The 12,481-nt window shown below is 72.8% G+C and carries 8 protein-coding genes; 6 read left to right on the forward strand and 2 right to left on the reverse strand.

What is annotated here, in order from left to right; translation table 11 throughout:
* The first annotated feature begins 21 nt into the window (after positions 1-21).
* From ABTX18_RS11080 to ABTX18_RS11090, 3 genes are all read left to right on the forward strand, one after another.
* Positions 22-1,437: an NAD(P)/FAD-dependent oxidoreductase gene (locus ABTX18_RS11080; RefSeq protein ID WP_352122409.1), complete on the forward strand. Its 1,416-nt coding sequence runs from the start codon at positions 22-24 to the stop codon at positions 1,435-1,437.
* 127 nt (positions 1,438-1,564) lie between these two features.
* Entirely contained in the window at positions 1,565-2,014 is a 450-nt protein-coding gene (locus tag ABTX18_RS11085) for a hypothetical protein (protein WP_352122410.1), read from the forward strand.
* A gap of 125 nt (positions 2,015-2,139) precedes the next feature.
* Positions 2,140-3,966 carry a chitinase gene (locus tag ABTX18_RS11090; protein WP_352122411.1) on the forward strand — a complete coding sequence of 609 codons (1,827 nt, stop codon included), beginning with the start codon at positions 2,140-2,142 and terminating at the stop codon, positions 3,964-3,966.
* Here ABTX18_RS11090 and ABTX18_RS11095 read toward each other — a convergent pair.
* Together ABTX18_RS11095 and gabT are read right to left on the reverse strand one after the other, a co-directional pair.
* Positions 3,951-4,535, reverse strand: a complete 585-nt coding sequence (locus ABTX18_RS11095; RefSeq protein WP_352122412.1) for a phosphatase PAP2 family protein — start codon at positions 4,533-4,535, stop codon at positions 3,951-3,953. The two genes, ABTX18_RS11090 and ABTX18_RS11095, sit on opposite strands and share 16 nt — an antisense overlap.
* Before the next feature lie 372 nt (positions 4,536-4,907).
* Entirely contained in the window at positions 4,908-6,248 is a 1,341-nt protein-coding gene (gene gabT / locus ABTX18_RS11100; protein WP_352122413.1) for a 4-aminobutyrate--2-oxoglutarate transaminase, read from the reverse strand.
* Between the two features lie 269 nt (positions 6,249-6,517).
* Here gabT and ABTX18_RS11105 point away from each other — a divergent pair, with 269 nt between their 5' ends.
* The 3 genes from ABTX18_RS11105 to ABTX18_RS11115 all read left to right on the forward strand — a co-directional run bounded on the left by ABTX18_RS11105 (position 6,518) and on the right by ABTX18_RS11115 (position 12,240).
* Positions 6,518-8,989, forward strand: a complete 2,472-nt coding sequence (locus ABTX18_RS11105; protein WP_352122414.1) for a type IV secretory system conjugative DNA transfer family protein — start codon at positions 6,518-6,520, stop codon at positions 8,987-8,989.
* Positions 8,990-9,104: 115 nt separating this feature from the next.
* Positions 9,105-10,670, forward strand: coding sequence for a PucR family transcriptional regulator (locus tag ABTX18_RS11110; RefSeq protein WP_352122415.1), 1,566 nt, complete (start codon positions 9,105-9,107; stop codon positions 10,668-10,670).
* A gap of 124 nt (positions 10,671-10,794) precedes the next feature.
* Positions 10,795-12,240 carry an aldehyde dehydrogenase family protein gene (locus ABTX18_RS11115; protein WP_352122416.1) on the forward strand — a complete coding sequence of 482 codons (1,446 nt, stop codon included), beginning with the start codon at positions 10,795-10,797 and terminating at the stop codon, positions 12,238-12,240.
* The last annotated feature ends 241 nt before the right edge of the window (positions 12,241-12,481 follow it).

Below are 12,481 nucleotides of genomic sequence, written 5' to 3' on the forward strand. Positions count from 1 at the left end.
GTTCCGAAGGAGTTGGAAACCATGGCCCCAGCCGCCATGCGTACGGCCGCACAATCACTCTCCGACGCGAAGCCGGTGTCGTTCTGGCTGGACGACCCCGGCAGGCCCGAGGCGCTCGGCGCCCTCACCGGCGACGAGCACTGCGATCTCCTCGTCATCGGCGGCGGCTACAGCGGACTGTGGACCGCGCTGCTCGCCAAGGAGCGCGAACCGGAACGTGATGTCGTACTGATCGAGGGGCGCGAGACGGGCTGGGCCGCATCGGGCCGCAACGGTGGATTCTGCGCGGCCTCCCTCACCCACGGCCTGCCCAACGGACTGGAGCGCTGGCCCGGCGAGATCGCGAAGCTGGAGGAGCTGGGCGCGCGCAACCTCGACGCCATCGAGGCGGCCGTGGCCCGCTACTCCATCGACTGCGAGTTCGAGCGGACCGGCGAGATCGATGTAGCCACCCAGCCCCACCAGCTCGAAGAGCTCCGCGCATGGCATGAGGAGGCTGAGCGGCACGGCTTCGGCGGGGCCGAGTTCCTCGACCGCGACGCGCTGCGCGCCGAAGTCGACTCACCGACTTTCCTGGGCGGCCTCTGGGACCGGAGCGGTGTCGCGATGCTCCATCCGGCCAAGCTCGTCTGGGGTCTGAAGCAGGCCTGTCTGGACCTCGGAGTGCGGATCTACGAACACACCCGCGGGCTGGAGCTGGCCAGAACCGGAACCGGAATGGCGGTCCGCACCCCGTACGGAAAGGTCCTCGCCCGCCGGGTCGCCCTGGGCACGAACATCTTCCCCTCGCTGGTCAAGCGGGTCCGTCCGTACACCGTCCCGGTCTACGACTACGCGCTGATGACCGAGCCGCTGACCGAGGACCACCTCGCCGCCATCGGCTGGAAGAACCGGCAGGGACTGGGGGACAGCGCCAATCAGTTCCATTACTTCCGGCTTTCCGCGGACAACCGCATTCTGTGGGGCGGATACGACGCGGTCTATCCGTACGGTGGCCGGCTCAGCGCCGGACTCGACCAGCGGCCCGAGACGTTCCTGAAACTCGCCGGACAGTTCTTCGAGTGTTTCCCGCAATTGGCGGGCGTGCGTTTCAGTCATGCCTGGGGCGGCGCGATCGACACCTGTTCCCGCTTTTCCGCATTCTTCGGTACGGCCCATCAGGGCCGGGTCGCCTATGCCGCCGGATTCACCGGACTCGGCGTGGGGGCCACCCGGTTCGGCGCGGACGTGATGCTCGACCTCCTCGCAGGGGAGCGGTCCGAGCGGACCGCCCTGGAGATGGTGCGGACCAGGCCGATGCCGTTTCCGCCGGAACCCCTGGCCTGGGCCGGGATCGAGTTGACGAAGCGGTCGCTGGCCAGGGCCGACAGCAACGGCGGCCACCGGAATCTGTGGCTGCGGACGATGGACCGGCTGGGGCTCGGGTTCGACAGCTGAGAGGGGATGTGACCCAGCTCACTGCCGATGGGTAGCCGGTCCCGCGTAATGAATCGGCTCCACCCCGCTCTCCTCCGTGAACGCACCGGCGACCAGCCGCCGGTGCACCACGGAGCGGAGGCGGGTCATGGCGGGCTCGGGGGTCAAGGCGGCAGTCGAGTGGCTTGCTTCGGTGGCGCCGGATCCCGGCGCGTGCCGGCGCGAGTGGGAACGCGATCCGCGAGGGATCGCGCTCCTGCCCGCCGGCCGGCGCTGGGACGTGCTGATACTTCCGGGGGAGCTGGGCTGTCGGACGCTCGACGTGCTCACCCGTCTCATCGACCGGCCGGGACCGGTCCTCTCCGGCTTCGGCGACGCCCGCATGGGCTTCTTCGTGCCGCCGGGCACGGTCGCCCACTGGGTGGGGACGGGGGTGCGGGGCGCGGGCAGGGGTGCCTGGATCGTCGTCCCCCACCCGGGGCGGGCCGCCGCCGGCGGGGTCCGCTGGCTGATTCCGCCGGACGGGTCCGGCACACTCACCGACGCCGCGCTGCTGGAACTCGCGATGCATGAAGCAGCAGCGGAAGGGCGGGATTAGGGCCGGTCCGACCCTGATCCGCCGGGCAGGCGGCCCAGCCCCGTGAGCGCCAGAGGTCTTGACAACCTGATTGGTCTGGACCATGTTGTGCGCCACGTTCAATTCCCCCCTGCACGGAGGCCGTTGTGGAACGCACGGGACCCCCCACCCGCATGACCGGACTTCTGGCCGCCTTCTCGGCTGCCCTGCTGGCCGTCGGCGGCCTCGCCGCCACGGCGCCGGGCGCCAGCGCGGCCGACGCCGAACTGGCGCGCAACGGCACCTTCGAGGCCGGTCTGACCGGCTGGAACTGTACGGGCGGCAGCGGGGCCGTCGTCGGCTCGCCCGTGCACGGCGGCACCTCGGCGCTGAAGGCGACCCCGGCCGGCAGCGACAACGCCACGTGCTCCCAGACCGCGACGGTAAAGCCCGACTCCACGTACACGCTGAGCGCCTGGGTGCAGGGCAGTTACGTCTACCTGGGCGCGGAGGGCACCGGAACGACGGACGTGTCCACGTGGACGCCGTCCGCCGGGACCTGGCAGAAGCTCACCACCACCTTCAGGACGGGCGCGTCGACGACCTCGGTCAAGGTCTACACGCACGGCTGGTACGGCACCCCCGCCTACTACGCCGACGACCTCAGCCTCGTCGGCCCCGGCGGCGACCCCGTTACGCTCCCGGCGGTCCCCGCGGGTCTCAAGGCCGGCACGCCCACCTCGTCCTCGGTCCCGCTGTCCTGGACCGCCGCCGCGGGCGCCACCGGCTACAACGTCTACCGGGGCGGCACCAAGGTCCTTAGCGCCACCGGTACCTCGGCGACCGTGACGGGCCTGGCCGCCTCGACCGCGTACAGCTTCCAGGTCACCGCCACCAACGAGGCGGGCGAGTCCGCGAAGTCGGCCGCCGTCTCGGCCACCACCACGGCGGGCGGCGGGGGCGGCGGCGGCTCGGAGCTGCCGGCCCACGCGCTCGTCGGCTATCTGCACTCCAGCTTCGCCAACGGCTCCGGCTACACCCGGATGTCGGACGTGCCGGACTCGTGGGACGTCATCGACCTGGCCTTCGGCGAGCCGACCTCCGTCACCTCCGGCGACATCCGCTTCTCGCTCTGCCCGGTCGCCGAATGCCCGAACGTCGAGTCCGTGGCCGAGTTCAAGGCGGCCATCAAGGCCAAGCAGGCCGCGGGGAAGAAGGTGCTGATCTCCATCGGCGGCCAGAACGGCCAGGTGCAGCTCGCCACCACCGCCGCCCGCGACACCTTCGTCTCCTCGGTCAGCAAGATCATCGACGAGTACGGTCTCGACGGCCTGGACATCGACTTCGAGGGCCACTCGCTGTCGCTGAACACCGGGGACACCGATTTCCGGAGCCCCACCACGCCCGTCGTCGTGAATCTGATCTCCGCGGTGAAGACCCTCAAGGCCAAGTACGGCGCGAAGTTCGTCCTGACCATGGCCCCCGAGACCTTCTTCGTGCAGCTGGGCTACCAGTACTACGGCTCCGGGCCGTGGGGCGGCCAGGACCCGCGCGCCGGGGCCTACCTCCCGGTGATCCACGCGCTGCGCGACGACCTCACCCTGCTGCACGTCCAGGACTACAACTCGGGCTCCATCATGGGACTGGACAACCAGTACCACTCCATGGGCGGCGCCGACTTCCACATCGCGATGACCGACATGCTGCTGACCGGGTTCCCGGTCGCGGGCGACCAGACCAAGGTCTTCCCCGGCCTGCGCCCCGACCAGGTCGCGATCGGCCTGCCGGCCTCCACCCAGGCGGGCAACGGACACACCTCGCCGGCCGACGTCACCAAGGCGCTGAACTGCCTGACGAAGAAGACCGACTGCGGCTCGTACGCCACGCACGGCACCTGGTCCGGGCTGCGCGGGCTGATGACCTGGTCCATCAACTGGGACCGCTTCAACAACGGGGAGTTCTCGAAGAACTTCGACGCCTACTTCGGCGGCTGAGCGCCCGCACCATCACGAGCGGCACGGCGGCCGAGCACCCGCAGCGCCACGAGCAGCACTCCGCACAGGCACCAGCTGCCGGCCACGTCGAGCGGCCAGTGGTAGCCGCGCAGCACCAGACCGATGCCCGTCGCCACCGTCAGCAGGACGGCGGCGACGGGCATCATCCATGCGCGTCGCAGGTACGGCGAGAGCAGAAGGGCGGCGGCACCGTACGCGACCGCGGCGGTCGCCGCGTGGCCGGACGGGTAGTACCCGGTGGCGTCGGTCAGCGGCCCGGGACGGGCGATCCACTCCTTGAGGGGGACGACGAGCAGCGGCACCGCGGCCATGGCCAGGGCGGCGACGAGAGGAGCCCGGCGCTCGCCTCGCGCCAGAACCCAGACGATCGCGCAGCCGAGGACCGGGAGCGCGACCTGCATATTGCCGAGATCGGCGAGGAATTCGGTGAGCCCGGCGGGGCCGTGTCCGACGAGGGCACGGCCGACGCGCTCGTCCACGCGGCGCAGCGGGCCGTCGGCCACGATCTGCCAGGTGGTGAGGGCGAACACGGCCGACAGGCCGGACACCAGGGAGACGAAAAGGGCCGTCCGGCCCGGAACAGGGGGGGTTGTTCCGGGCCGGACGGTGGGATCGGGTTGCCGCGCGCCCCGGGGGGTGTGGGGCGGGCGGCCATCCGATCGGTGAGGAGTTCCGGAGCCGGAGGCTCCAGTGGCGTGCGCGAAGGCACAACCAGGACGGCGCTGGGGAAGCTCCGGCCCGGTGTCGCCCGCAGTCCCCTGCGGGCGGGGTGTTTCTCTCATCTGCGGAAACCGTACGTCAGGCGGTGGGGGACCGACAGCGGGAACGGTATCCCGCCATCGCCCCCGCACACGTTCTTCACAGACCCTCACCCGGGCCCGGGCACCTCCGGTGAAAACGCCCGGGGCCGGGCCGGCGGATCAGATCCCGGCGAACGACTGCTCGAGGACGTCGAGGCCCTCGTTCAGCAGGTCCTCGCCGATCACCAGCGGCGGCAGGAAGCGCAGGACGTTCCCGTACGTGCCGCAGGTGAGGACGAGGACGCCCTCTGCGTGGCAGGCCTTCGCGAGCTGGGCTGCCGCCTCCGGGTTCGGGTCCTTCGTGCCGGACTTCACGAGCTCGATCGCGATCATCGCGCCGCGGCCGCGGATGTCACCGATGAGGTCGCCGTTGGGCAGCTTCGACTGCATCTCGGCGAGCCGGCCCTTCATGACCTCCTCGATGCGCTTGGCCTTTCCGTTCAGGTCCAGCTCGCGCATCGTCTCGATGGAGCCGAGCGCACCCGCGCAGGCGACCGGGTTTCCGCCGTACGTGCCGCCGAGGCCGCCGGCGTGTGCCGCGTCCATGATCTCGGCGCGGCCGGTCACGGCCGAGAGCGGAAGACCGCCGGCGATGCCCTTGGCGGTCGTGATCAGGTCCGGGACGATGCCCTCGTCCTCGCAGGCGAACCACTGGCCGGTGCGGCAGAAGCCGGACTGGATCTCGTCGGCGACGAAGACGATGCCGTTGTCCTTGGCGAACCGCGCGATCGCCGGCAGGAAGCCCTTCGCCGGCTCGATGAAGCCGCCCTCGCCGAGGACCGGCTCGATGATGATCGCGGCGACGTTCTCCGCGCCGATCTGCTTGGTGATCTCGTCGATGGCCTGCGCGGAGGCCTCCGCACCGGCGTTCTCGGCACCGGTCGGCCAGCGGTAGCCGTACGCCACCGGCACGCGGTAGACCTCGGGCGCGAACGGGCCGAAGCCCTGCTTGTACGGCATGTTCTTCGCCGTCAGCGCCATCGTGAGGTTGGTCCGGCCGTGGTAGCCGTGGTCGAAGACGACGACCGCGGTGCGCTTGGTGTAGGCGCGGGCGATCTTCACCGCGTTCTCGACGGCCTCGGCGCCAGAGTTGAACAGCGCGGACTTCTTCGCGTGGTCGCCCGGCGTGAGCTCGGCGAGCTGCTCACAGACCTCGACGTACCCCTCGTACGGCGTGACCATGAAACAGGTGTGGGTGAAGTCGGCGAGCTGGGCGGAGGCGCGGCGCACGACGGCCTCGGCGGAGGCGCCGACGGACGTCACGGCGATGCCGGAACCGAAGTCGATCAGACGGTTCCCGTCCACGTCCTCGATGATCCCGCCGCCCGCACGGGCCGTGAACACCGGCAGGGTGGAGCCCACACCTGCGGCGACCGCCGCGAGACGGCGGGCCTGCAGCTCCGCGGACTTCGGGCCGGGAATGGCGGTGACGACGCGGCGCTCCTGCGGAATTGCGGTCATGCGGGGCTCCTGGGGGTGTTTCGGACGCTTCTGTTTCTGCAGGCTAGGGGCGGGGGAGGGGGTCGGGCATGTTCCGATCGGGAGTGGTGGAGCGCGTGTCCTTGTCCGCGACGGACAGAAGACGGACGGAAGGCGGCCAGGAGGCGGTACGGAAGTGAGGCGGCCGCCTCCTGCGCTCACTGTCCGGGCGCTTTCCTCAACGGACCGTGTCCAGGCACTAGATTGAGCGGGCAGCGGTCGGACCCGGGCTGGTCAGGGGGCAACGGTTCATGGACAACGAAGGCACGCACGGCACCCGGGGCACGCGGGGTGCGCAGCCGCCCGGCGGCCGGCCCGGGAGCTCCGTGCCCCACCCGGCCGGTCCGCCGCCCGCGCTGCCCCCCGGCCCGCCGCCCGCCGCCCCGCCCGCGTTCCCTCCGGCCGTCCCGCCGCCCGCCGCCCCGCCCTCCGTCCCGCAGCGGCCCGCGACGGCCCCCGGGCAGGCCCGGCCGGCCGGGCCGCGCTCGGCCACGGCGGAATGGCTGAACGCGCCGCGCCCCGAGACCGAGGCGGGTGTATGGCGGTACGCCTACGCCCCGCGGCCCGCCGAGCGGCCGCCGCGCCCCTCGCTGGTGGGCCCGGCCGCCACGATGGTCCTGTGGCTCCTGCTGTGGCTGCTGCTCACGGAGCGCGCCGTCCCCTATGTCTCCAAGCCGATCGAGATCATCACCGGCCCCGAGTGGTGGTCCTTCGGCGGGCTCAAGGAGGACGCACCTGCGCTGGTGGTCAACTCCACCACGCTCTACTACCAGGTCCTGGTCCTCGGCCTGGGCTTCTGGGCCGCCCGGATCGGCGGCTGGGCCCACGTCTTCCGGTACTTCGCCGGGCCCAGGCTCGGCCGGGCCAGGCTGCTGCTCTCGGCATCCGGTGCGGCACTCGCGATCTGGCTGGTCTGGACGCGGCGGGTGCCGCTCGCCGACATCGTCCTGCCCGCGGTCCCGACCAGCTGGATGCAGGGCGGCGGCAACCAGTACGCGGCGCTCCTCGTCTCGATCGTGGCCTACGCCGTGATCGGCACCGCGATCGTGTGGCCCTTCGCCAGAACCGGCCAGTGGCCGGCGGCGCTCGGCGCGCTTCGGGGCCGCGGTGAACCCGCCCCCCAGCAGTCCCGGACCGCTCCCGCACAGGCCGGACCCGGCCTCGCCCACTGGCCCGAACTGCGGACCGCCGGCAGCACCGACGCGGCCGAGGCGCTCACCGCCGCCGTGCACGCCGACCGGCTGAACGACGTCGACTGCGTACGGCTGCGCCACGCCTGGAGTGCCGCCCGGACCCGCCCCGACCTGCGCGCCTCCTTCACCGACACGGTGCTGCGCAAGGGTGCCGACGCCTTCCTCCACCCCTCCGGCCGCCGGGACCTGCCCCGGCGGACGGCCGTGCACGACCCGCTCACCGGCCAGGTCCGGATCGGCGCCTGCGCCGACGACCCGCGCAACCCCTATGCGCGGCGCGGATCGGGCATGGCGCTGGAACCCGCCTCGCTGGGCACCTCGCTGCTGGTCGTCGGACCGCCCGGCTCCGGGAAGACGGAGCGGGTGGTCCGGCCCGTCGTCGAATCGCTCGCCCTGCGGGCGCTCACCGGCCAGGCGGCCGTGCTCGCCGTCGGCGGGGCCGGCGACCGGCTCGGCCCGGACGGGGCCTACGACGTCGTCATCAGGATCGGCGACCCCGCGTCCCTGCACGACTTCGACCTGTACGGCGGGACGACCGACCCCGACGAGGCGGCGGCCGCCCTCGCGGAGGGCCTCGCCGGAGACCTCCCCGCCCTCGACACCCGGCGGGCGGCGACCGCGCTCGGCCAGCTGCTCGGCCCGTACCGCGCCGTCCACGGCACCTTCCCTCCCGTACCCGAACTCCGCGAACTCCTCGAAGGCTCCGCGGCCGCGCTCGGCGGCCTGCGCGAGGCCCTCGAGGCGACGGGCCACCACGCGATGCTGCGCGAGCTGGATGCCCGGCAGCGGCAGGCGGCCGGCGCCGGTGACCCGGCCGCCGTACTCGCCGACCGGATCGCCGTGCTCGACCGGCCCGCCTTCGCCGGGTTCTTCGCCACCGGGCCGGGCGCCCGCCCCTTCTCGCTGCGCTCCCTGGAGCGGCATCCGCTGCGGGTGCGCGTCGAACTGCCGGAACGCGCCCACGCCGAGGCGTCCCGGGTACTGGCCCGGATCGTCCTCGCCCAGTTCAACGCGATCGCCGCGGCCCGCGCCGACCGTTCGCTCTTCGTCTGCCTGGTCCTGGACGACGCGACCCACACCGTCACCGCGGAGACCGTCCGGGGCATCCGCCGGCTGCGCTCCGTCAACGCCGGGGCCGTCCTCACCCTCCGTACGCTCGACGACGTTCCCGAGGAGCTGCACACGGCGCTGCTCGGAGCGGTCGGCTGCACCATGGCCTTCCCCGGCGTCACCACCTGGGACGGCAAACGCTTCGCCGAGGCCTGGGGCAAGGAGTGGGTGGAGGTCCGCGAGGTCGCCCAGCACGGCGTCTTCGCCGACCAGCCGCTCACCCGCGCCCTGCACGCCCTGCGCAAACTGGCCACCGGCAAGGCCGTCACCACCGACGCGGTGACCGTCCGCCAGGTCGAGCGGGAACGCTGGTCCGCCTCCGGACTGGCGTACGAGCTGCCCGTCGGCCACGCGGTGCTCTCCCTCACCACGGTCGACGGCGAACACGCGCCGCCGCTCCTGGTGCGGCTCGACGGCTGACGGAGGCGGGCACGGCCGGTGCGACGGTGACGGGAACTCTGCCACCCTGGCAGAATCGCTCGTAGCCGTTCATACGGGACGGCGAAATCTCCCCCTCCCAAAGGTCCCCGATCCCATGCCCCCCACGCTCGCCTCGCTCGTCCAGCACTCGGCGCTCAAACTCACGGTGCGTGCGGGGGCGGACCGGCTCGACACGCCCGTGCGCTGGGCGCACGCCAGTGAGCTCGCCGACCCCGTCCCCTACATGGAGGGCGGGGAACTGCTCCTGGTCACCGCGACCAATCTCGACGCGGAGAACCCGGAGGTCATGCGGCGGTACGTGCGACGGCTCGCCGGCGCCGGAGTGGTCGGGCTCGGCTTCGCCGTCGGGGTCACCTACGACGACGTGCCGCAGCCCCTCGTCGACGCCGCCGAGGAGGCCGGGCTGCCCCTGCTGGAGGTGCCGCGCCGCACCCCGTTCCTCGCCATCGCCAAGGCCGTCTCCTCGGAGATCGCCGCCGACCAGTACCGGGCCGTCACCGCGGGCTTCGAGGCCCAGCGGGAACTCACCAGGGCGGCCCTCGCCGGGGACGGCCCCGCCGAACTCCTCACCCGTCTCGCCGCGACCGTCGACGGCTGGGCCGCGCTGTACGACGCCTCCGGCGCCGTCGTGGCCGCCGCCCCCGACTGGGCGGCCCGCCGCGCCGCCCGGCTCACCGCCGACGTGGAACGCCTGCGCGAACGCCCCGCGCCGGCCAGCGTCGTCGTCGGCGACACCGAGGACCGCGTCGAGCTCCAGTCCCTCGGCACCGGCCGGCGGGTCCGCGGCGCGCTCGCCGTGGGCACCGGGGCCGCGCTCGGCACCGCGGAGCGCTACGCGGTCCACTCGGCGGTCGCCCTGCTCACCCTCACCACGGCCCGCTCCCGCTCCCTCCAGGGCGCCGAGCAGCGGCTCGGCGCCGCGGTGCTGCGCATGCTCCTGGCCGGCCAGCCCGACCACGCGCGCGGCGTCGCCGGGGATCTGTACGGCGGGCTGCTCGACGCGCCCTTCCGGCTCCTCATCGCCGAAGCCGCCGACCCCTCCACCACGGCGCAGCTGACCGAGGCCATGGAAACCGCCGCCGCCCGGTCCGGGGAGACACTGCTGATGGTGCCCGAGGGTGAACGCCTCGTGGTGCTGGCCGCCGACGGCGGCCACGCCGTCGCCGCCGTCGCCGCCTATGCCGAGGCCCAGGAGGCCGCGCCCCCGCGCGAACCGTCCACGCAGGACGCGGAGGTGGTCGTCGGCCTCTCCGCGCCGGCGGGGCCGATCGCCGTCTCGGCGGCGTACAAACAGGCCGAACAGGCCCTCTCGGTCGCCCGCCGCCGGGGCAGGGCCCTGGTCGAGCACGAGGAACTGGCGGCCGGCTCCGTGCTGCCGCTGCTCGCGGACGACGCGGTCAGGGCCTTCGCCGACGGCATGCTCCGCGCCCTGTACGAGCACGACGCCAAGGGCCGCGGCGACCTCGTGGCCTCCCTGCGGGCCTGGCTCTCGCACCACGGTCAGTGGGACGCGGCCGCGGCGGACCTGGGAGTGCACCGGCACACCCTGCGCTACCGCATGCGACGCGTGGAGGAGATCCTCGGCCGTTCGCTGGACGACCCGGACGTCCGGATGGAGCTGTGGCTCGCCCTCAAGATCGCGAGCCCCCCGGCCCCCTAGGGAGTGTCCGCCAAACCGGCGCACCCCGGCGCTCGCGTGCTCCACGGCGGACAAACGCCAGGCGGACGGGTCGGCCCTACGGTGGGGACGGAACACCCCACGACATCGAAGGGCCGGAACCTCCATGACCTCCACCCACGCCTTCTGGCTGGCCGGCCGAGAGGCCACCGGCGAGGAAAGCTTCGACGTCACCAACTCCTGGGACGGGCGTCTCGTCGGCACCGTCAGCGTGCCCACCGATGCCCAGGTCGAGGAGGCCGTCGCCGCCGCACACGCCGTGCGCGAGGAGTTCGCCGCGACCCCGGCCCACGTCCGCGCCGCCGCGCTCGACCACGTGGCCCGGCGCCTGACGGAGCGCACCGAGGAGATCGCCCAGGTGATCTCCGCCGAGAACGGCAAGCCGATCAAGTGGGCGCGCGGCGAGGTCGGCCGGGCCGTCTCCGTGTTCCGCTTCGCGTCCGAGGAGGCCCGCCGCTTCAACAGCGGTGACGCCCAGCGCCTGGACACCGACGCCGGCGGCACCGGCCGTCTCGGCCTGACCCGCCGCTTCCCGCGCGGCACGGTCCTCGGCATCGCCCCCTTCAACTTCCCGCTGAACCTGAGCGCCCACAAGGTGGCCCCGGCCATCGCCGTCGGTGCCCCGATCATCCTGAAGCCCGCCCCGGCCACCCCGATCTCGTCGCTGATCCTCGGCGAGCTGCTGGCCGAGACCGACCTGCCCGCCGGTTCCTGGTCCGTACTGACGGTTCCCAACGACCGCATGCCGGCCCTCGTCCAGGACGAGCGCCTGCCCGTGATCTCGTTCACCGGGTCCGCCCAGGTCGGCTACTCGATCATGGACTCGGTGCCGCGCAAGCACTGCACCCTGGAGCTCGGCGGCAACGGCGCGGCGGTCGTCCTCGCCGACTACGCCTCCGAGGCGGACCTCGACTGGGCCGCGACCCGCATCGCGACCTTCTCCAACTACCAGGGCGGCCAGTCCTGCATCTCGGTGCAGCGCGTCATCGCGGACGCCGCCGTCTACGACCGGCTCCTCCCCAAGATCGTCGCGGCCGTCGAGGCGCAGGTCACCGGTGACCCGTCCGACGCCACCACGGACGTCGGCCCCCTCGTCGACGAGAACGCCGCCAAGCGCGTCGAGTCCTGGGTCGACGAGGCCGTGCAGGCCGGCGCCCAGCTGCTCACCGGCGGCAAGCGCGACGGGTCGACGTACGCGCCGACCGTCCTCGCCGAGCTCCCCGACGGCGTCACCCTCTGCCACGAGGAGGTCTTCGGGCCGGTCCTCTCGGTGCAGAAGGTGGACGGTGAGACCGAGGCGTTCGCCTCCGTGAACTCCTCCAAGTACGGCCTGCAGGCAGGCGTCTTCACCCACGACCTGCAGACCGCCTTCCGCGCCCACCGCGCCCTGGAGGTCGGCGGCGTGATCATCGGCGACGTCCCCTCGTACCGCGCCGACCAGATGCCGTACGGCGGCGCCAAGCAGTCCGGTGTCGGCCGAGAGGGCGTCCGGTACGCGATGGACGACTACACCTACGAGCGCGTCCTGGTCCTCACGGGCCTCGCCCTGTAAGTCACGTCAGCACGGGCTGTCGAACGACGGCCGGGGCCCCACTGTGCGGGGGGCTCCGGCCGTTTCGGCATCCCGCACGCCGCGGCGGGCAGTGGAGTGGCGAGCGACCCGATCGGCGCCCGAAGGCTGGTGACACCGGCAGGAATCGGGTACATACGGACGAGTAGCACCGACAGGTACGCACGGGCGGACGGTTCCCCGGCCGCCGAGCGGACCTGGCGGGACCACCCACCCCACGAAG

This window comes from Streptomyces sp. NPDC096323, assembly GCF_040302845.1.
Classification (GTDB): domain Bacteria; phylum Actinomycetota; class Actinomycetes; order Streptomycetales; family Streptomycetaceae; genus Streptomyces.